Raw genomic sequence first — 19,880 nt, forward strand, 5'->3', positions numbered from 1 at the left:
GCCGCCTCGCCCGCGGCGGCGGCGGCCGCGAACCGCGCGGCGGTCTCCTCGCGCCGCCTGCGAAGGTCGGCGCCGGCGGCGCGGGCGGCCGCCAGCACGGAGGCCGGCGCGGTGTCCGGCGTGCCGCTGTCGAAGGGCGGCTCGGGCGCGTAGGCGATGTCGAGCTGGATGCGCTGGGCGGCCTGCGCGCCGCAGAGTTCGGCCGCGAGCGCGAGGGCGCCGTCGATCCCGGCGGTGACGCCGGCCGCGAAGACGAAGTCGCCGTCGACCACCACGCGGGCGTCCACCGCGGTCGCGCCGTAGAGGGGCAGCAGATCGTGCGAGGCCCAGTGCGTCGTCGCCCGGCGGCCGCGCAGGAGGCCCGCCGCGCCGAGCAGCAGCGCGCCCGTGCAGACCGAGAAGACCTTTCGCGCCCCCGCGGCCTGGGCCCGCAGCCAGCTCAGGACCGCCTCGTCCCGCATCAGGTCCTCCTGTCCCGGGCCCCCGGGCACGTGCAGCACGTCGAGGCGGGGCGCCTCGGCGAGGGTCGCGTCCGGCACGAGGCGCAGACCCATGATGTCGCGCACCGGCTCCATCGTCCGGGCGTAGATCCGGTGCCGCGCGCCCGGCAGCCGGGAGAGCACTTCGAACGGGCCGGTCAGGTCGATCTGATCGAGCCGGTCGATCAGCAGCGATCCGATTTCGATGACGGGGTGCTCGGCCATGCCTGTCGCCTTCCACTCTCGTGAGGATCCTGGGTGCCGCTCAACCGAAGGAGATCGGCCCGACGGCGCCGTACCAGTGCCGGACCTTGCTCGGGTCGCGCTCGTCCATGTGGAAGAAGTGCGTCATGGTCGGGTGCACGGCCGGGCCGCCCGTGTCCGGCACCATCGTCACCGTGCCGCGGAAGACCTTCAGCGCGCCGCCGTCCCAGTACTCCTTCACGTCGTGCCGCGCCGTGAACCCGGTGTCGATGAAGGCTCTCAGGTTCGCGCGGATCGTCTCGCGGCCGTGCCAGTCCGCGACGCCGAGATTGCAGACCGCGTCCTCGGCGAAGCAGTCGAAGCCCGCGCCGAAGGTCTTGTCGTCGATCGACTGCCACAGGGCGAGCAGCCAGTCGGGAGCAGGAACGTTCTCGAAAGTTCGGGCCGTCATGGTCGATCTCCGGGGGCGAGCCGGCAGGGTGCCGCTCGACGGGACCGGGATAGCGGTGCAGGGTATGGCGATGTCGCCAAAGACCCCTCCGATCCCGCCAAACGCACCGCGGCGGGTCGAGATCCTGGCATTCCCGGCGGTGCAGCTCCTCGACGTCGCCGGCCCGCTTCAGGTCTTCACCGCCGCGAACGAGCAGCTCGCGGCGCGGGGAGCGCCGGGCGCCTACGACGTCCACCTCGTCGCGGCGTCCACCGGGATCGTCGCGACGGCGGGTCTGCGCTTCGCCACGGAGGCCCTGCCGCCGGCCGGCACCGGGGTCGACACGCTCGTCGTCGCGGGCGGTCAGGGCGTCCTGCGCGCCGCCGCGGATGCCGGCCTCGCGGAGTGGGTCCGGGACAGGTCCGCGCAGGCGCGGCGCACCGCCTCGGTCTGCACGGGCGCGTTCATGCTCGGGTCCGCCGGCCTCCTCGACGGGCGGCGCGCCGTCACGCACTGGGAGTATTGCGGCGAGCTCCAGCGCCGCTTCCCCCTCGTCGCCGTGGATCCGGATCCCATCTTCGTGCGCGACGGCCCGATCTGGACCTCGGCGGGCGTCACCGCCGGCATCGACCTCGCGTTGGCGCTGGTCGAGGAGGATCTCGGCCGCTCCCTCGCGCTCGCGGTCGCGCGCCACCTCGTGGTGTTCCTCAAGCGCTCGGGCGGACAGACGCAGTTCAGCGCCGTGCTGACGCTCCAGGCGTCGGACGAGCGCTTCGCCGAGCTCCATGCCTGGATCGAGGACCACCTCGCCGACGACCTGTCGCTCGCGCGTCTCGCGGCGCAGGTCGGCATGAGCGAGCGCAGCTTCGGCCGCCGCTACCGCGAGCACACCGGCCTGACGCCCTCCCGTGCGGTCGAGCGGCTGCGCGTGGAGGCCGCCCGGCAGCTCCTCGTCGACACGCAGCTGCCCGTCAAGCGTGTGGCCGCGCGGTGCGGGTTCGGCAGCGAGGAGACGATGCGGCGCGCCTTCGTTCGCGCGCAGAGCGTCGGACCCAAGGAGTTCCGCGACCGGTTCGCGTGAGGCGCCCGGATGCCGGGAGGCGCTCCCGCCCCGAGCGCCGCCGGCCCGATGCGACGAGGCGTCCTGGCGGCCGGGTGCCTTGAAAAACCGCGAGGGCCCCTGCCATGAAGGGCGCGGCCCTCTTCAGGGGAGTTGACCGCATGACCCGACCCATCGCTGCGCGCAGGACCTGGATGTTCGTGGCGGGCGCCGACGAGGCGGCCCTGCGCGCGGCGGCCCGGTCGGGCGCCGACGTGCTCATCCAGGACCTGGAGGACTTCACGCCCGCCCATCTCAAGCGCGAGGGGCGGGGCCTCTGCGGGCCGGTCGCCGAGGCCTGGCGCGCGGCCGGTGCGGTCCCGGCCGTCCGCATCAACCCGCTCGAGCATGTCGGCTACGAGGATCTCGCCGCGGCCATGCAGGCCGGGGCTCGGGCAATCCTCCTCGCCAAGACCGCGAGCCCCGACCAGATCCTCGCCCTCGATCGTCAGATCACGCGGCACGAGCGCGACCATGGCATCCCGATCGGCGCGACCGAGATCGTCCCGAACATCGAGACCGCGGCGGCTCTGATCCGCGTCGTCGCCCTGGCGGAGGCCAGTTCGCGCGTGACGGCGATGCTCATGGCGAGCGAGGACATGGCGGCCGACATCGGTGTCGCGCGCACCCCCGGTTCGGACGAGCTCGCCTACGCGCGCTCCCGGTTCCTCCTGGAATGCGTCGCCGCCCAGGTCCTGGCGATCGATTGCCCCTTCACCTTCTCCCGCCGCGAGGACGCCGAGCGGGACCTGGACTTCGCCGTGGCGCGAGGCTTCAAGGCGAAGGCCCTGGTCGATCCCGGCCAGGTCGACCTCGTCAACGCGCGGCTGACGCCCTCGGCGCAGCAGATCGAGGAGGCCCACCGCCTGATCGAGGTCTTCGAGCGGGCCCGCGCCGCGGGTGCGCGCCAGCCCGAGCTCGACGGCCACCGCATCGAGGTGCCGAGCTACAAGGCGGCTCAGCGCCTCCTGGACCGCGCCAGGCTGCTGGGTCTGGACGTGTCCGGCCCCGCGCCGTAGCCCGCGACGGGCGGGGATGCCGGCCGAGCACCCCGGACGCCGGGAGAATGCGGACCGCCCCCGGCGGCAACGATCGGCCGCTCGGCCTCTGCGGGGCGGGGCCGTCGATCCCCCGAACCCCGCGCCCCCGGGGATCGCCGCGCCGGCGACGCCCGGCGTCTGCGAGATGCGGGCGGCCGCCGAGGAGGCGGACGGCGGGGATGCCGGGACCATGGCGGCGGTCTCCATCGCCATCGAGACCGCGCGGGCGGTCGTGCTGGATTGCCGCAGCGCCGCATCGGGCCGCCCATCGGCCGCGCCCTGAGGCCGTGTCCGGCACCCGCCGCCCCGGATCCCGGCGTCCCGACCAGCGCCCTCCAGGCGGCGCGGCGCTCCACCCAGGGCCGCTCGCCCGCGGCCAGCCGGGGGGAGCGGCCCCACCTGAGGAATCCGCCGGCATCGCCGTCACGGCAGGATCGCGAACCCGCTCGCCTCGGGGTTGGCCTCGCACATGGCGCCGTCCGCCGTCCGACGCGCGCGACAGCGCAACCGGGCGCCGGGCCGGACCCCGCCCAGCAACGCCGACCGCACGGCGACCTGCATCTCCTTACCGAGCTGGTTCGAGATCAGGTCGGCCTTGCCCTCCACCGGCCGCGTCTCCTCGAGGCGCAGCGTCACCATGCCGTAGCCCGGCAGGCTCGGGTGGCTCGCGAGCCCCAGGATGGTGCCCACGATGGTCGTCAGGTTCTCGATGGCCTGGATCATGTCCGCTGAGCCTTCCCACGGGGGAGCGGCGCATCAGCAGCCGGGCGAGGGCGTCGCTGATCGGTGCGCCGGTCTCCTCCTCATAATAGCTGAAGGCCGGCATCGGGTTCGCCTCGAAGCAGACCCAGCCGCCGTCGGGCCTGCGCCTCAGGTCGATGCCGCAGAGCGGCAGCGACAGCGCTTCGGCGAGCGCGACGCAGCGGTCGCGCAGCGCCGGCTCCACCTCCACGGGATGCAGCTTCGCCGCACGCCCGCTGCGTGCCGCGTACCGGTAATCCGTCGCCTGGCTCTCGATCTCCGTGGCGAACACCTCCCGGCCCACGACGTGGACCCGGACGTCGACGCCCGGCACCCGGGCCTGGAACTGGGTGGGCAGGTCGCGGAGATATCCCAGCCGCGGGGCATGCCCGTCACCGAGTTCCTCCACGATGGAGCGCACCCCGCTGGCGGACTTGAACACCACGCGGGCGTGGCGGCGGCGGAAGGCCGCGAGGGCCTCGAGGTCGTCGGTCACGACGGTGTCCGGCGTCGCGAAGCCGGCGCGCGCGATCAGCTGCGCCTGGAACGGCTTCGACGCGTTGGACGCCATCGCCCGGGGCCGGCTGACGACCAGCGCCGGCGTGAGATCGAGCCACTCCATGAAGATCTCCTGGAAGGCCCGGGCCCGCATCGCCGCGCAAGGGTCGCCGGCGGGCGGCAGCCCGAGGATCCGGGCGTAGACGCCGCCGACGGAGCCGAGCGGGATCTCGCGACCTGCCGAGACGAGCAGCCCGTCGAGCCCGCCGGGCCCCAGCGTGGTGACGATGTCCTCGCGGTCGAGGTGGCGGTCGTCGACGAAGGCGTACTCGGCCCCGTGCGATTGCAGCGCCGCGACCACCAGCGCGATGGGCGGATCGTCGCGTCGGCCGAAGACGAGGATCACGGGCCGCCCCCGGCGCCCGCGGCGACGTCGGCCAGCAGCCGCGCCACGGCCTCGACCTCCGCCTCGTCGGCCAGCGCCGGCACCGTGTCGACGTCCGACAGCACCAGGCGGCCGCCGATCCGCGAGAACGCGAACCCGGCCAGCCGGTAGCCGGCGCCCCCGGCCAGATGCCGGCATGCCTCGCCGAAGGCGCCGGCGAGCGAACCGCCCACGAAGTCCCCGGCGATCAGCACCCGCCCCGCCGGTGCGCCGCGGGCGGCCTCGTCGCCGCGACAGGCCGGCAGCGCGTCCGGCAATCCCGGCAGGGCGGCGTTCGTGCGACCGGCCCGGGAGGGCGGACCCGCGTCCGCCGGGAGCAGCCGACCCGCGGTCGCGCGGGCGTCCCGGGGGACCGGGAGGCCGCGGGACGCCGCGTCCAGCATCCAGGCGCGCCGCGGCCGCCGGCCGCCGACCAATGTCCAGGGCCCGGCCGGGTTGATCAGCCGCGGCCCGAAACCCGCCAGCCAGCTCGCCAGCAGGGCGTGGAACTCGGCCGCCGCGTAGTCGCGGTCCTTCGGGTGCGAGCGGGCGAAGCGCGGCAGCGTGGGCGGGGCGAGCATCCGGTCGAGGACGCAGCGCACGTGGGCGCAGTCGAGCGCCGCGCCGTCGGGCCGCCTCAGCCGAGTGCGCGCCGCACCGTCTGGCGCCACGCGGTGCGTCCAGCGGCACCGCGCGAGCTGCCCGGTCGGGAGCTGCGCGACCCGTCCCGCGCCGTGGCGCCTCGTCAGCGCGGCCGCGACCGCGCCGGCGGAGGCGTCGCCCGCCGGGGCGATGACGAGGAAGTCGGGCGTCACGATTGCGGTGCGTCGAGGGTGAGCTTGGCGGTCCGGTCGCCCCGGGCCAGGCCCGACGACGCGCGCTCCTGCATCGCGTAGTCGGCGCCGCCCGGGAGGTCGGGGCGCTGATCCGCGCCGATGAAGGGCTCGGCTCCGCCGGCCACGCCGAGGCCCGCCTCGAGCACCTCGAGCCGCCTCTCGATCGCCAGCAGGGCCGCGAGCAGCGGATCGTCCCCGCCGCCCGGCGCCATGTCCGAGACCGGCGGGACGCCGCGGGCCGAGACCGCACCGTCGCGGGCGTCCTTGCCGTCCTTGACGTCCTTGACGGCCTCCTTGGATTCCTTGGCCGTATCCTTGCGGTCCTTGGCGTCCTTCACGGGGGTCTTGTCGCGGGCGTCCTTGATCTCCTTCACGCCCTCCTTCGCCTCCTTGACCGTGTCCTTGCGGTCCTTGACGTCCTTGACGGGAGTCTTGTCGCGGGCGTCCTTGATCTCCTTGAAGACCTCCTTGTTGTCCTTGATCGTCTCCTTGAGGACGCCCTTGCTGCTGACCCGCACGACCGCGGACATCGTCGGGGCGGAGGCCGAGATGCTCGTCACCGACACCAGCGTCGGCTGGCCCGCGTACGCGTTGGAATTCGGCGTGCTGCTGCCCGTGAAGGCGGTGTTGCTCGCCCCGCCCGGGTAGGGGTCGCCCGCGTCGCCGCGGTTGGAGCTGAGCTCGAGGTGGCGCGCTCCGTCCGCCTGGACCAGGCCGACCTTGTAGTGCGTCTCGTCGGTGTTGCCCGACTGGCTCTCGTCGACGTGCCAGATCAGCAACCCGTCTCCCGGCAGACCCTGGTCGTACCCGGTCCGCTGGCGATTCTCGAGCAGGAAGTACTCCGGGCCGCCGCCGCCGTCCTTCCACAATCGGTGGACGGCGCGGCTGGTCTTCACGTCCGGGATGGTGATCGTGCCGGCAGTCGTGACGTTGGTGGTGGCGGCCCACCCCTGCTGAACCTTGCACCAGGCCGAGGGGTGGGCGGGAATGTCGCCGCCGCCGTTCCAGGACCCGCCGCCCATGAGGCACCAGTTCCCCACCCCCTCGGAGGTGTCGTCGGTGTCGTACAGGTCCGGGAAGCCGAAGAGCAGGTGGCCGAGCTCGTGGGCACACACGCCGATGCGGCAATCCTCCGGGATCGTGAGGTAGGCGAAGATCTGCTTGCCGTCGGCCGCGCGGGCGCTCGGGAGCGTCCACTTGTGGGACCAGATGTCTCCCGGATCGCCCGTCTGCTCGCCCCCGCCACCGGCGTGGACCACCACGAAGGCGTCGACGAACCCGTTGCCGTCGTTGTCGTAGAGGCCGAAGTTCACGGCCCCGTCGGCGGCCGCCGCGGCGTCGTTCGCCATCGTGTTGGCGCGCGCCTGGCCGGTGGGCCGGCCGATGCCGAAGTTGTTGTTCGCGTACCAGGCCAGCGTCTGCGGCAGCCGCAACGGCCCCACCACCTCGCCGGTGAGGTCGACGAGCCCGCCCGTGACCTCGCGGTAGTATTCCTTGACGCTGCCGTGCGGCAGGGACCCGGTCGAGAAGAACAGGTCGCGGAAATGCTCGGCCGACTGGGTCATCGCCCTGTCGGCGTAGTCGACGAGCACGACGATCACGCGGACGGCGCCGCGCAGCGGCGCGCGCTCCATCGCCGCGGCCGCGATCGCACGCTGCGAGGTTCCCAGGGGAAACTGCTCGGGCGGGATGATCACGCCGTCGTTGAACCCGAGCCTGCGCGGCTGGCGGCTGAGGGCGAGGATCGCGGCGAGCGGTGTCCCGCTGGAGCGGAGCTGCACCAGTTCCGACTTGAGGCGGTCCCTCAACTCGGGGCTCGGCGGGACCGCGCAGAAATCGGACCAGACCGCGACGGCGGCCCGGCGCGTGTCGGGCTTGCACCTGCAGAACGTCCTGTGCATCTCGTCCCCTCCGTCTCGGGTTCAGCAAAGCCCGTCCCAGCTCAGGTTCCGACGACGCGATACGGTTGAGCCTTGAGCGAACCCCGGCGGCCCGACGTGGCGGGCGCACGGCCGCGGCACGGTCGGATCAGGGGGGGATCAGGCTACTTGCGCTGGCAGGATTGGCATGTGAGCAAGAAGCCGGTTGACGGGTTTTCGCCGCCTACACGCGGCTCAGCACGCGTTCGATCGTGACGATTGAGATAAAATACCGCGATGACTTGAGTGCCGTACGATTCCCGGCACTCCATCGCCGCCGACGTCGACGTGCTCACCGAGCCTGACCGCACCATCCGGAAGATGCGAACGACGCGTCCCGTCAATTCCCAACACGAACTTGCTCAAATACTGGTTCGAATATACCGCACGATACTGCGATCTGCAATCGTTCCTCGTGCAATCGAGGCTGCGCAGCAGTGATGTTGCGGTTAATTCATAGCATCTACCTCATACAGGGGATGCATCGGGACGGACTCGTCGCACGAAGCGCTGGGCGGCGGGCTCGGGCCATTGGCCGAGGCCCGTCCCGCCAACCCTGGAGCCCGTGCTGACGGGCGGCCACCTGGATGGTCGCGAGAACGTCCTCATCCCGCTCGGCGGCAGCCGGCGCGACGGCATGATCGCGGGCAGGCCGCACGACGAGGTCGGCACCTCGGACGGTCGCGGCGCCAGGGATGGGCGCGACCGGACGGGCCCGGGGGAAGTGCCCGATCCCGGCCGCAGCCGGCGTCCTGGCGCGCGGCGCCCCGAAGGTGCTCATGGGACAGGAAGCCGGGGCGTGGAGGCGATCCGGTCAGGCCGGCGGGGATCTCCCGCGCCGCCGGGCAGACCGCAATTCGCCGAGAGGGGAGGTGGTGGGGGAAGTAGGACTCGAACCTACGAAGGCATAGCCAGCGGATTTACAGTCCGCCCCCTTTGCCGCTCGGGACATTCCCCCGCGCCGCCGCACCCCGGGGGGCTGGCCGCTGCCGCCGGTCGGGCGACGCGGGTCTTATGGTGAGGCGTCCCGCGGGTGTCAAGCTGCGATCGGCCGGGACGTCAGGGCGCCTCGGCGACGTCGCAGAGGCGCAGCTCGACGCGGTCGCCGCCGCGCCAGCGGTCGCGGGCGAGGGAGCCGGCGGCGTGGATGTCGCGGCCGATGCCGGCGAGGAGCATCCGCCCGACCGGGCCCTCGGCGGCCCGGAACGCGATCGCCCCGACGGCGACGCCGTCCCGGCCGCGCAGCTGCGCCTTGACGTGGCCGGTGCCGACCACCCGGGCGTCGGCGACCCGGTGGCGGGCGAGGGCGAAGACGGGCTCGGGCGAGCCTTGGCCGAAGGGCCCGGCGCGCTCCACCGCGTCGGCGAGATCCGCCTGCACGCCGCCGGCCGAGACGAGGCCGTCGACCAGGAGCGCCTCGCCGAGGCGCGCCTGCGCGACGGAGGCGGCGAGTTCGGCGGCGAGGACCTCCCGGAAGCGGTCGAGGTCGGGCGCCGCCAGGGTGACGCCCGCCGCCATGGCGTGGCCGCCGCCCTTGGCGGCGAGGCCCGCCTCGACGGTGCCGCGCACCGCCCGCCCGAGATCGGCCCCGGGGATCGAGCGGCCGGACCCGGTGGCGGTGCCGTCGGCCCGGAGCGCGAACGCGAAGGCCGGGCGGCCGAAGCGCTCCTTCAGCCGGGCCGCGATCAGCCCGACGACGCCCGGGTGCCAGTCCGGGCTCGAGGCGACGAGGACCGGCTGGTCGGGGTCGCGCTCCAGGCGCAGCGCCATGGCGGCCTCGGCCTCGGCCACCGCGGCGGCCTCGATCGCCTGGCGCTCGCGGTTGAGGACGTCGAGCTGCGCGGCGATGCCGGCGGCCTCGATCGGGTCCTCGCACAGGAGGAGCCGGGCCCCCAGCATGGCGTCGCCGATGCGGCCGCCCGCGTTGATGCGCGGCCCGAGCAGGAAGCCGAGATGCCAGGCCTGCGGGGCCTCGGCGAGGCCGGCGGCGTCGAGGAGGGCCGAGAGGCCGAGGCGGCCGCGGCCCCGCATCACCGAGAGGCCCTGGCGCACGAAGGCCCGGTTGAGCCCCCGCAGCGGCACCACGTCCGCCACCGTGGCGAGCGCCACGAGGTCGAGGCCCGCCATCAGGTCGGGGATCCCCGCGCCCGTCCGGCGCAGGCGCCGGTTGAGCGCCACGAGGGTCAGGAACACGACGCCGGCCGCGCAGAGGTGGCCGAGGCCCGAGAGGTCGTCGAGGCGGTTCGGGTTGACGATGGCGTGCGCCGCCGGCAGGGCTTCGGGCGCGCCGTGGTGGTCGAGCACCACCACGTCGAGGCCGAGGCGGGCGGCCTCCGCCAGGGGCTCGTGCCCGGCGGTGCCGCAATCGACGGTGACGAGGAGGCGCGCGCCCTCCCGCGCCAGCATGCGCACCGCCTCGACGTTGGGGCCGTACCCCTCGGTGATGCGGTCGGGAATGTGCAGCCGGTAGGGCACGCCGAGGTCGCGCAGGGCGCCGGCGAGCAGGGCGGCGCTCGCGGCGCCGTCGACGTCGTAGTCGCCGAAGATCGCCACCCGCTCGCGGCGCGCCACCGCGGCCGCGAGGCGCTCGGCCGCCGCCTCCATGTCGACCATCACGGCGGGGTCCGGCAGGAGGTCGCGCAGGCGCGGCTGGAGGAAGCCCGGCACCTCGCCGGGCTCGACGCCGCGCCCGGCGAGCACCCGGGCCAGCACCTCGGGCAGGCCGTGCGCCTGCGCGATCGCCGCCGCGGCCGCCTCCTGCCGGGGCTCGCCGCAGCGCTGACGCCAGGGCCGCCCGAGGGCCGAGCGGTGGACGTCGAGGAGGGGGCGCGGGGGAGCGAGGAGCACGGTCACGGGCGGCACTGTAGCGGGATTCGCCGGGCGGCGCTGCCGCAGCCGGGCGACACCCGGGGCCGGACGACGCCCCCCGGGCGGGGGCCCCCGCCGCAGGGCGGGACAGCGGGGCTGCCGCGAGGCCCCGCGATCCCGGCGTCCGCCAAGGGGCCCCGCCGGCGCGCCGGGGCCCCGCGGGCGCCTCAGAAGTTCTTCACGATCTCGTCGACGACCTTCTTGGCGTCGCCGAACAGCATCATGGTGTTGTCGCGGAAGAACACCTCGTTCTCGACCCCGGCGTAGCCCGAGCCCATGCCGCGCTTGATGAACAGCACGGTCTTGGCCTTCTCCACGTCGAGGATCGGCATGCCGTAGATCGGCGACTGAGGGTCGGTCTTGGCAGCCGGGTTGGTGACGTCGTTGGCGCCGATCACGAAGGCCACGTCGGCCTGCGGGAACTCGCCGTTGATGTCCTCGAGCTCGTGCACCTCGTCGTAGGGCACGTTGGCCTCAGCCAACAGCACGTTCATGTGGCCCGGCATGCGCCCCGCCACCGGGTGGATGGCGTACTTGACGTCGACGCCCGCCTTCTTGAGCTGGTCGGCCATCTCGCGCAGGCTGTGCTGGGCCTGCGCCACCGCCATGCCGTAGCCCGGCACGATGATGATCTTCTCGGCGTTCTTCATGATGAATGCCGCGTCGTCGGCCGAGCCCTGCTTCACCGGCCGGGTCTCGACCTTGCCGCCCCCGGCCGCCGCCGCGGCGTCGCCGCCGAAGCCGCCCAGGATGACCGAGATGAACGAGCGGTTCATCGCGCGGCACATGATGTAGGACAGGATCGCGCCCGAGGAGCCGACGAGCGCCCCGGTGATGATCAGCGCCAGGTTGCCGAGCGTGAAGCCGATACCCGCCGCCGCCCAGCCCGAGTAGGAGTTGAGCATCGAGACCACGACCGGCATGTCGGCGCCGCCGATCGGGATGATCAGGAGCCCGCCCAGCGCGAAGGACAGGAGCACGATCAGCCAGAACACCACCTTGCTCTCGCCGCCGATGAAGGCGGCCAGGAGCGCGAGCAGCACGAGGCCGAGGGCGATGTTGATGGCGTGGCGCTGGGGCAGCATGATCGGCTTGCCCGACATGCGGCCGTCGAGCTTCAGGAAGGCGATCACCGAGCCCGTGAAGGTGACGGCGCCGATGGCGACACCGAGCGCCATCTCGAACAGCGACTGCTTGTGGATGTGGCCGCCCTCGAGGATGCCGAAGGCCTGCGGCGCGTAGAGCGCGCCAGCCGCCACCGCCACCGCGGCCAGGCCGACGAGCGAGTGGAAGGCCGCGACGAGCTGCGGCATCGCCGTCATGGGCACGCGCCGGGCGATCACCGCGCCGGCGCCGCCGCCGATGCCGAGGCCGAGCAGCACCAGGAACCAGGCGCCGATTCCGGCCGGCGGATGGCCGATCAGGGTGGTCAGGATGGCGATACCCATGCCGATCATCCCGTACAGGTTGCCCTGCCGGGAGGTGGTCGGGTGGGACAGGCCCCGCAGCGCCAGGATGAACAGGACGCCGGAGACGAGGTAGAGGAGCGAGGAGACGTTCTCCGACATCGCCTCAGGCCTTCTTCTTGTACATGCTGAGCATGCGCTGGGTGACGAGGAAGCCGCCGAAGATGTTCACGCTGGCGAAGACGAGGCCGATGAAGCCGAAGAACCGGGCCCAGCCGGTGCCCCGCTCCATCAGCGGCACGCCGACGGCGAGGATCGCCCCGACGACGATCACCGACGAGATCGCGTTGGTGACGGACATCAGCGGGGTGTGGAGGGCCGGGGTCACGGACCAGACCACGTAGTAGCCGACGAAGATCGCGAGCACGAAGATCGCCAGACGGAAGACGGTCGGGTCGACGGCGCCGTGGGTCACGGCGGCGACGCCGTGGCCGACGCTGTCGGCGATGATCTGCGCCTGGTCGGCGGCGCGGGCGGCGATGTCGGCGGCGGTGCGGGCCGCGGCGGCGGCGGCCCGCGCCTGGTCGGCCGCCTGGTCTGGGGGAAGCGTGGCCATGGGTCTCCTCCGGCGGTCTCGCGCGCTAGGCCTTGGGCTGGAAGTTCGGGTGGACGACGGCGCCGTCGCGGGTCAGGCAGGTGGCCTTGACGAGCTCGTCGTCCCACTTCACCGCCAGCGTCTTCGCGGCCTTGTCGACCAGGGTCTCGACGAACGCGTAGAGGTTGCGGGCGTAGAGGCTCGAGGCCGTGGCGGCGAGGCGGCCCGGGACGTTGGCGTAGCCGACGATCTTGACGCCGTTCCCGGTCTCCACGACCTCGTCCGCCTTGACGCCCTCGACGTTGCCGCCCCGCTCCACCGCGAGGTCGACCAGCACGGAGCCCGGGCGCATCGCCGCCACCATGTCGCCGGAGACGAGCCGCGGCGCCGGCCGGCCCGGGATCAGCGCGGTGGTGATGACGATGTCCTGCTTGGCGATGTGGGTCGCCACCAGCTCGGCCTGCTTCTTCTTGTACTCGGCCGACATCTCCTTGGCGTAGCCGCCCGCGGTCTCGGCCTGCTTGAACTCGTCGTCCTCGACCGCGACGAACTTGGCGCCGAGGGACTCGACCTGCTCCTTGGCGGCGGGCCGCACGTCGGTGGCGGTCACGACCGCCCCCAGGCGCCGGGCCGTCGCGATGGCCTGGAGGCCGGCGACGCCCGCGCCCATCACGAAGATGCGGGCCGCCGGCACCGTGCCGGCCGCGGTCATCATCATCGGCAGGGCCCGGCCGTAGGTGGCGGCGCCGTCGACCACCGCCCGGTAGCCCGCGAGGTTGGCCTGGCTCGAGAGCACGTCCATCACCTGCGCGCGGGTGATGCGCGGCATCAGCTCCATGGCGAAGGCCGAGACGCCCGCCTCCGCCATGGCCCGCACCTCGGCCTCGTGGCCGTAGGGATCCATGATCGCCACCACGGCGGCGCCGCGCTTGAGCGCCGGCAGTTCCTCGGCCGAGGGGCGGCGGACCTTGAGGACGATGTCGGCGCCGTCGGCCGCGGCCCGCGCGTCGGGCGCGATGGCGGCCCCGGCGGCCTCGTACTCGGCGTCGGGCACGCCCGCCGTCCGGCCGGCGCCGGACTGCACCGTCACGTCGGCCCCGAGAGCCTTGTACTTCTTCACCGTCTCCGGGACCGCCGCGACCCGCGGCTCCGCCGGATCGGTCTCGGTAAGGACCGCGATCCGCATACCCTGTTCCTTCGGCCAGACGAGTGAGGGGGCGGTGCGTGCGCCAGCACCGCTTGGGGAAGACCTGTCGCGACTGTAGGGCCGTTTCCCCCCGCGAGGGAACGGCCCCGGTATCATTTTCTACAATTCGGTCACGGACGGCCGATCGGGCCGGGCGCCCGCGTGCGCCGGCGCCGCGCCGGTCGACGCCCCGTCAGTAGAAGGCGAGCAGCAATCCGAGCAGCACCACCACGGCCGCCGGCGCGCGCCAGCCGATCGCCGGCGAGAGGGCGCCGATGGCGCCGGCGACGGCCGACAGCACCACGCCCACGATGGCGGTGATCCAGGCCTCGCGGACGCCTCCGACCGCCAGCGACAGCACCCAGCAGATCACCACCATGGAGGCGATCTCGACGAAGCGCACGAAGCCCCGGTACGTCGCCTCGTGGGTCGGGCCGTCCATCTCGGGGCTGTAGGCGGCGTCGGACGCGTGATTGATGTCAGCCATGCTGCGGTAGGCCCCGTCTCGTGCTGGTTTCCCCGGGCTTTAGCGCAAGCGCAGGGCCCCCGCAATCAGCCGTGTTCCCGGCTCAAGGGGATGCCGCGCAGGAGCGCCCGCAGCCGGGTCCCCGGGGCGCCGCGAGGGCCCGCCCGGGCGCCCGAACCTCGGGTCCGGGACGAGCGGGAGGCGGGCGCGAGGGCGCGCCTCGCCCGGGTGGGGGGCCGGCGTCAGGCCGGCAGCGGCAGGCCGGCGGCCTCGAGGGCGGCCGTCTGCCGGGCGGCCAGATCGTCGAGGGAGAAGCGGTCGATCTGGGCCTCGAACAGGCGGTGGTAGTTCAGCTCGGAGCGCAGGTGCAGGAACACCGCGCCGAGCCCCACGGCGGCCCGGTCCATAAACACGAACTCCCGCGGCACCGTGACGGGCCCGCGCTCCTTGAGGGCGCGGTGGACCTCGAAGGCCTGCCGGCGGCCGTACTCGCCCGGCTTGACGCCGTCCGCCACCGTGCGGGTGCGGTCCTCCAGGAGCGGGCCGTAGATGAACCGCGCCCAGATGTTCAGGATGTCGATGAGCTCGCGGCTGAGCTTGCGGAAGCCCCAGCTCTCGTAGGCGTGGACGATGCGGGCCTGGTCGTCGTGCAGCAGCCCCTTGTAGAGGTCGACCACCCCGCCGACGAAGCGCGGATGAAAGATGCGGATGCAGCCGTAATCGAGCAGGTTGATGCCCCGGGGCTCGCCGTCCTCGGAGAACACCGTGTAGTTGCCGAGATGCGGGTCGCCGTGGATCACCGCGGCGCGGCTGAAGGGGTGCCACCAGGCCTGGAACATGGCGTGGGCCAGGCGGTTGCGCAGCTCCAGCGGCCCCTGCGTGAAGGCCAGGATCTTCTCGCCCTCGAGCCAGCCCTGGGTGAGGAGCCGCTTCGTCGAGAGGTCGGGAAACACGGTCGGGACGCGCACGTCCGGGACGTCCCGCAGGATGTCGGCGTAGAGGGCGGCGTGCTTGGCCTCGCGGGCGTAGTCGAGCTCCTCGCGCACCCGGTCGCCGATCTCCTTGGCGATCTCCCGGGTGTCGATGGCGACGCTCATCCGCCGGTGCAGCGCGAAGGCGATCTCGAGCTGCTTCAGGTCCGCCTCGACGGCCGATTGCATGTCCGGATATTGCAGCTTGCAGGCGAGCGCCACGCCGTCCTGCGTGGTCGCCCGGTGGACCTGCCCCAGGGAGGCGGCCGCCGAGGGCCTGAGGTCGAACTGGCCGAAGCGGCCCTGCCAGCCGGGGCCGAGCTCCGCGGCCATGCGGCGCTTGACGAAGGCCGCGCCCATGGGGGGCGCCTCGGATTGCAGCTTCTGCAACTCCTGGGCGTATTCGGGCGGCAGCAGGTCCGGCACGGTGGCGAGGAGCTGGGCCACCTTCATGATCGGCCCCTTGAGGCCTCCGAGCGCCTGCGAGAGGGCGGCGGCGTTGGACAGGTCCTCGCCCTTGAGGCCGAAGAGCCGCGCGCCGGCCATCCGGGCCGCGACCCCGCCGACATTGGCGCCGACCCGGGCGTAGCGGGCGGCGCGGGCGGAGAAGCGATTGGCTTCGCGGTCGGAGACGGACATGCGGGAGGACTCGCGCGAGGGAACGCCTGCGGAACAGGTCTGCGCTAGATAAGCCCGCGGAACCGGACCGCCAGGGCGACCGGACAGCGCGGCCCCGGAGCGCCCGCCTCTCAGGTCTGGCGCAGCGCCGCCCGCAGCACGCGGACCATCTCGGCGACCGCGCCGTCGTGGTCCTGGCTGCGCACCGCGTAGTCGACCGAGGCGTCGAGATGGTTGCTGATCAGCTGGAGCGCCGCCTCGCGCACGGCCGCCGTGATGGCATTCATCTGCTGCACCTCGTCGAGGCAGTAGCGGTCCTCCTGCACCATCGCCTGCAGGCCTCGCACCTGTCCCTCGATGCGCTTCAGTCGCTGGAGGATCGGCTTCTTCTCGTCGTCGGTCCGCCGGATCTGAAGACGCCCGTCCGAGTACTGGTAATCCATCGCCTGCTTTCCCGACCGCTGTTCCGGCTCCGGTCGCTCGGGAGGGCGCGGGCGGCCCGGGCGATGTCGGGTGTCGGAGAAACGGTTGCCGTCCTGTCTCTGCGGAACACCAACCGTTCCTATATCGAAGCCTGGCCGGTCAAGAGCAATCTCGCATCGTGGTCGGGCGCGACCGACCGCCGGATGCGCCAGAACTTGGCGTCAGCCGCGCCGGCCCGCGGGTCCTCGCGCGCGAGAGGGAATTCGCGGGTCTCGCGGGAGCCGAGATCCGCTTCGCGCAAGGCGGGGCGGCCTCCGGCAGGCCGAGGGCGTTCACGCCTTGCGGCCGCCGAGGGAGCGGTAGACGCCCAGGCGCGCCTTCACGCGTTCCCGCGCGTCCTGCCCGCCGCGCTCGACGCTGCGCCGGTCCTGCGCCTGCACCGCCTCCGCGGCCTTGAGCGGCACGATCGCCAGCCCGGCGGCCGCGAGGGCATCGCCGTAGGCGTCGATGGCCGCGCGGGCGAGTTCCTCGGCGTCGTGGCCGCCGAGATTGTAGGGGCGGCCGAGGGCGGCATCCCGGGCCTGGATGGCCTCGGCGACGAGCTTGGCGATGACGGTGCTCATTCCCGGCCCGCTCTCAATGCGCTCGCCGCGAGGCGGAGAGCCGATCCCGAAACCGGGCATGGGCTTGCGAGAGGAGCCTGCGCTGGCGCGCGCCGACCCCGTCCCGGCCCGCGCCCGCGAACGACAGGACGCTCCGGTACAGGTCGTCCGCGGCCGCATCGAGGCCGGGGTTGCGCCCGACGAGGTCGCGCACGTCCCGCAGGGACGCGCCGATGTCCCGCAGGAACGCATCGACGTCCAGGGGGGACGCATCGACGTCCAGGGGGCGCGCGCCGGCCTCCGCGTCCCCCGGCTCCGGGCCGGGCCCGGCGATGCGCGCGAGAGCTTGGGCGATCGCGCTCAGCCGGCCTTCGAGCATCTCGTCGAGGAGGGCAGGGGTCATCGATCGGGCTCGCTCATCCAGAGGCGCCGCTCAGGCCCGGGGCGGCGCACCGCACGGCGCCCCGGGCGGCCGGCCGCCCGACCCGCGTCGCGACCGCTTGCATACCCGTTCACTGTGTCTGGAGAATTGCGGCCCCGCCGCGCCTCCCGAACCGGTCACCAACCCCCTCGGATCGTTGAGGAAGGGTGGTGGAGCTGAGGGGATTCGAACCCCTGACCTCCGCAGTGCGATTGCGGCGCTCTCCCATCTGAGCTACAGCCCCGGCGAGGCGGGGGCCTTGTAGGCCGGCCCTCCTCAGCCTGTCAATTCCCTTGGAAGCCCCGACGCCGCGCATGCGACCGCGCGCGGGGGCTCAAGGCTCTCACGGACCGCGCATGCGCTCGATTCTCTGGCTCATCGACAACATCATCACGATCTACGTGTACCTGCTGATCGCCAGCGCGGTCCTGAGCTGGCTCGTGGCCTTCAACGTCGTCAACGTCCGCAACCCGATCGTGTCGCAGATCGGCGACTTCCTGTTCCGGGTGACCGAGCCGGCCCTGCGCCCGATCCGCCGGATCCTGCCGAACCTCGGCGGCATCGACATCTCGCCGATCATCCTGGTCCTCGGCCTGTTCTTCCTGCGCAACCTGATGTTCGAGATCTTCGCCAGCCTTGCCTGAGGACGCCGCGCCCCTGCCGTGGCGGCCCGTCCCGGACGGGATCGAGGTCCGGGTCCGGGCGACGCCGCGGGGCGGGCGCAACGCCATCGACGGGATCGAGACGCGGGCCGACGGCCTCGGCGTCCTGCGGGTCCGCGTGCGGGCCGCCCCGGAGGCGGGGGCCGCGAACGCGGCGCTCCGCGAGGTGCTGCGGCGGGCGCTCGGCCGCCCGGCCGCCGCGGTGACGCTGACGGCGGGCGCCCGCGCCCGCGACAAGCTCTTCCGCATCGCCGGCGACGCCGCCGTCCTGGCCCGCCGGCTCGCCGCCTGCACGGGCGCCTGATTGCCCGTTGTGCGCTGCCGCGAGGCGGGGCTTGACCCCCGGGCGCCCGTGCGCCTCATATCGCGCCGCCCCGGCGGGACCGCCGCCGGCCCCCGGGGCCCACCGTCAGGGACGACGATGAAGACCGATCCAGGCCGCTACTTCGAGGATTTCCGCCTCGGGGAGACCATCCGCCACGCGACCCCCCGCACCGTCACGGGCGGCGACGCGGCGCTCTACACCGCGCTCTACGGGCCGCGCTTCGCGGTGCAGTCCTCCGATGCCTTCGCGGGGGCGTTCGGCTACCCGCGGGCGCCGCTCGACGACCTCCTGGTCTTCCACGTGGTGTTCGGCAAGACGGTGCCCGACGTCTCGCTCAACGCGATCGCGAACCTCGGCTACGCGGAGGGCCGCTTCCTGCGGCCCGTCTATCCCGGCGAGACCCTGTCGTCGGTCTCCGAGGTGATCGGCCTCAAGGAGAGCTCGAACCGCCAGACCGGCGTCGTCTACGTGCGCTCGACCGGGTACGACGCGGCCGGCGGGGCGGTGCTGACCTACTGCCGCTGGGTGCTGGTGCGCAAGCGCGACCCCGCGGGCCCGGTCGGCCCCGAGGTGGTGCCCTCCCTCTCGGGCGCGGTGGCGCCCGCGGACCTGGCGCCCGCCCTCCCGGCCCTGGCCCCCGAGGCCTACGACGCCGGCCTCGCCGGCAGCCCGCACCGCCTCGGCGACTACGCGGCCGGCGAGCGCATCGACCACGTCGACGGCATGACGGTCGAGGAGGCGGAGCACCAGATCGCCACGCGGCTGTTCCAGAACACCGCCAAGGTGCATTTCGACGCCCACGCCGCGACGCAGACCCGCTTCGGCCGGCGCCTGATCTACGGCGGCCACGTGATCTCGCTCGCCCGGGCGCTGAGCTTCAACGGGCTCGCCAACGCCTTCGCGCTCGCGGGCATCAACGCCGGGCGCCACGTCGCGCCGCTGTTTGCCGGGGACACCGTCTACGCCTGGAGCGAGGTCAAGGCCGTGGCCGAGCTTCCCGGACGCCGCGACGTCGGGGCCCTGCGCCTGCGCACGGTGGCGACCAAGAACCAGCCCTGCGGCGCCTTCCCGGACAAGGTCGGCGACGCCTACGACCCGGCCGTGATCCTCGACCTCGACTACTGGGCACTGATGCCGCGCTGAGCCGTCAGGCGTCGGTGCGGGCGGCGGTGAAGCGGCGGAAGGCCTCCAGGGTCTCGCGGCTGACGTGGTGCTCGATGCCCTCCGCGTCGCAGCGGGCGACGTGGGGGCTGACGCCGAGGGCGATGAGGAACGACTCGACGATCCGGTGGCGCTCCCGCGCCTCGGCGGCGAGGGCCCGGCCGGCCTCCGTGAGGAACACCCCCCGGTAGGGCCGCTGCTGCACGAGGCCCTCCTCGGCGAGGCGCTTGAGCATCTTGGCGACCGTGGGCTGGGCGACGCCGAGACGGGCCGCGATGTCGACCTGCCGGGCCTCGCCGCCGTCGCCGATCAGGTCGGCGATCAGCTCGACGTAATCCTCCACGAGCTCGAGCCTGCGCGCCTCGCGCACCTGCCGGAAGCCGGCGGAGTGAGCCTCGGCATCGACGAGGACGGGGTCGGACGGGCTGTCGTGGTCCTGCATGGAGTTCGCTTCGTCCGCCGCGGAAGGGTGCCTGGGCCGTCGAGACTTCTTAGCCGAGGACGTG

General features: G+C 73.4%; 22 protein-coding genes and 2 tRNA genes. 6 read left to right on the plus strand and 18 right to left on the minus strand.

Translation table 11 applies throughout. From position 1 onward, the window contains the following. Positions 1-704 (minus strand): DJ-1/PfpI family protein (locus DT057_RS16915; RefSeq protein WP_162501429.1); only part of this gene is annotated, 704 nt, incomplete at its 3' end. Positions 705-744: 40 nt separating this feature from the next. Next, complete coding sequence (locus DT057_RS16920) at positions 745-1,134, minus strand: nuclear transport factor 2 family protein (RefSeq protein ID WP_128563279.1); 390 nt, start codon at positions 1,132-1,134, stop codon at positions 745-747. A gap of 70 nt (positions 1,135-1,204) precedes the next feature. Here DT057_RS16920 and DT057_RS16925 point away from each other — a divergent pair, with 70 nt between their 5' ends. The 3 genes from DT057_RS16925 (at position 1,205) to DT057_RS35495 (ending at position 3,535) form a co-directional block, all read left to right on the plus strand. Then, complete coding sequence (locus DT057_RS16925; RefSeq protein ID WP_128563280.1) at positions 1,205-2,194, plus strand: GlxA family transcriptional regulator; 990 nt, start codon at positions 1,205-1,207, stop codon at positions 2,192-2,194. 140 nt (positions 2,195-2,334) lie between these two features. Beyond that, on the plus strand, positions 2,335-3,231 hold the full coding sequence (locus tag DT057_RS16930; protein ID WP_162501430.1) for an HpcH/HpaI aldolase/citrate lyase family protein: 897 nt from the start codon (positions 2,335-2,337) through the stop codon (positions 3,229-3,231). A gap of 166 nt (positions 3,232-3,397) precedes the next feature. Beyond that, positions 3,398-3,535 carry a hypothetical protein gene (locus DT057_RS35495; protein ID WP_162501431.1) on the plus strand — a complete coding sequence of 46 codons (138 nt, stop codon included), beginning with the start codon at positions 3,398-3,400 and terminating at the stop codon, positions 3,533-3,535. A gap of 140 nt (positions 3,536-3,675) precedes the next feature. On the opposite strand, the gene DT057_RS35500 is transcribed toward DT057_RS35495, so the two are convergent. The 15 genes from DT057_RS35500 to DT057_RS17000 form a co-directional block, all read right to left on the minus strand. Further along, complete coding sequence (locus DT057_RS35500; RefSeq protein WP_162501432.1) at positions 3,676-3,858, minus strand: hypothetical protein; 183 nt, start codon at positions 3,856-3,858, stop codon at positions 3,676-3,678. Next, entirely contained in the window at positions 3,818-4,897 is a 1,080-nt protein-coding gene (locus DT057_RS16935; RefSeq protein ID WP_128563282.1) for an ATP-grasp domain-containing protein, read from the minus strand. The genes DT057_RS35500 and DT057_RS16935 overlap by 41 nt, the downstream gene beginning before the upstream one ends. After that, complete coding sequence (locus tag DT057_RS16940) at positions 4,894-5,730, minus strand: hypothetical protein (RefSeq protein WP_128563283.1); 837 nt, start codon at positions 5,728-5,730, stop codon at positions 4,894-4,896. Before DT057_RS16940 ends, DT057_RS16935 begins: the two co-directional genes overlap by 4 nt. Beyond that, complete coding sequence (locus DT057_RS16945; protein ID WP_128563284.1) at positions 5,727-7,652, minus strand: M6 family metalloprotease domain-containing protein; 1,926 nt, start codon at positions 7,650-7,652, stop codon at positions 5,727-5,729. The genes DT057_RS16940 and DT057_RS16945 overlap by 4 nt, the downstream gene beginning before the upstream one ends. An 891-nt stretch (positions 7,653-8,543) precedes the next feature. After that, a tRNA-Tyr gene (locus DT057_RS16950) sits at positions 8,544-8,628 on the minus strand. Positions 8,629-8,729: 101 nt separating this feature from the next. Beyond that, on the minus strand, positions 8,730-10,523 hold the full coding sequence (gene recJ, locus DT057_RS16955; RefSeq protein WP_128563285.1) for a single-stranded-DNA-specific exonuclease RecJ: 1,794 nt from the start codon (positions 10,521-10,523) through the stop codon (positions 8,730-8,732). Positions 10,524-10,705: 182 nt separating this feature from the next. Next, positions 10,706-12,106 carry an NAD(P)(+) transhydrogenase (Re/Si-specific) subunit beta gene (locus tag DT057_RS16960; protein ID WP_128563286.1) on the minus strand — a complete coding sequence of 467 codons (1,401 nt, stop codon included), beginning with the start codon at positions 12,104-12,106 and terminating at the stop codon, positions 10,706-10,708. Positions 12,107-12,110: 4 nt separating this feature from the next. After that, positions 12,111-12,560, minus strand: coding sequence for a proton-translocating transhydrogenase family protein (locus tag DT057_RS16965; protein ID WP_128563287.1), 450 nt, complete (start codon positions 12,558-12,560; stop codon positions 12,111-12,113). Between the two features lie 25 nt (positions 12,561-12,585). Continuing rightward, the gene (locus DT057_RS16970; RefSeq protein ID WP_128563288.1) at positions 12,586-13,725 is read right to left on the minus strand and encodes a Re/Si-specific NAD(P)(+) transhydrogenase subunit alpha; all 1,140 of its coding nucleotides are present in this window, start codon (positions 13,723-13,725) and stop codon (positions 12,586-12,588) included. Positions 13,726-13,918: 193 nt separating this feature from the next. Then, positions 13,919-14,212, minus strand: coding sequence for an aa3-type cytochrome c oxidase subunit IV (locus DT057_RS16975; RefSeq protein ID WP_128563289.1), 294 nt, complete (start codon positions 14,210-14,212; stop codon positions 13,919-13,921). 221 nt (positions 14,213-14,433) lie between these two features. After that, a complete protein-coding gene (locus tag DT057_RS16980) occupies positions 14,434-15,801 on the minus strand; it encodes an ABC1 kinase family protein (protein WP_128563290.1) in 1,368 nt (455 codons plus the stop codon). A gap of 110 nt (positions 15,802-15,911) precedes the next feature. Continuing rightward, positions 15,912-16,223 carry a metal-sensitive transcriptional regulator gene (locus DT057_RS16985; protein ID WP_128563291.1) on the minus strand — a complete coding sequence of 104 codons (312 nt, stop codon included), beginning with the start codon at positions 16,221-16,223 and terminating at the stop codon, positions 15,912-15,914. A 312-nt stretch (positions 16,224-16,535) separates the two neighbouring features. Beyond that, positions 16,536-16,826 (minus strand): hypothetical protein, encoded by a 291-nt coding sequence (locus tag DT057_RS16990; RefSeq protein WP_128563292.1) that lies wholly within the window; start codon positions 16,824-16,826, stop codon positions 16,536-16,538. A 13-nt stretch (positions 16,827-16,839) separates the two neighbouring features. Beyond that, positions 16,840-17,208 carry a hypothetical protein gene (locus DT057_RS16995; protein ID WP_128563293.1) on the minus strand — a complete coding sequence of 123 codons (369 nt, stop codon included), beginning with the start codon at positions 17,206-17,208 and terminating at the stop codon, positions 16,840-16,842. A gap of 186 nt (positions 17,209-17,394) precedes the next feature. After that, positions 17,395-17,470: transfer RNA gene (locus DT057_RS17000), tRNA-Ala, on the minus strand. A gap of 112 nt (positions 17,471-17,582) precedes the next feature. Here DT057_RS17000 and DT057_RS17005 point away from each other — a divergent pair. From DT057_RS17005 to DT057_RS17015, 3 genes are all read left to right on the plus strand, one after another. After that, positions 17,583-17,870, plus strand: coding sequence for a YggT family protein (locus DT057_RS17005; RefSeq protein ID WP_128563294.1), 288 nt, complete (start codon positions 17,583-17,585; stop codon positions 17,868-17,870). Positions 17,871-17,883: 13 nt separating this feature from the next. Next, complete coding sequence (locus DT057_RS17010; protein WP_128563316.1) at positions 17,884-18,192, plus strand: DUF167 family protein; 309 nt, start codon at positions 17,884-17,886, stop codon at positions 18,190-18,192. 117 nt (positions 18,193-18,309) lie between these two features. Continuing rightward, positions 18,310-19,356 carry a MaoC family dehydratase gene (locus tag DT057_RS17015; protein WP_128563295.1) on the plus strand — a complete coding sequence of 349 codons (1,047 nt, stop codon included), beginning with the start codon at positions 18,310-18,312 and terminating at the stop codon, positions 19,354-19,356. A gap of 4 nt (positions 19,357-19,360) precedes the next feature. On the opposite strand, the gene mntR is transcribed toward DT057_RS17015, so the two are convergent. Next, entirely contained in the window at positions 19,361-19,816 is a 456-nt protein-coding gene (gene mntR, locus DT057_RS17020; protein ID WP_128563296.1) for a manganese-binding transcriptional regulator MntR, read from the minus strand. Positions 19,817-19,880: the final 64 nt, after the last annotated feature.

The sequence above is a fragment of the Methylobacterium crusticola genome, from assembly GCF_003574465.1.
Taxonomy (GTDB): domain Bacteria; phylum Pseudomonadota; class Alphaproteobacteria; order Rhizobiales; family Beijerinckiaceae; genus Methylobacterium; species Methylobacterium crusticola.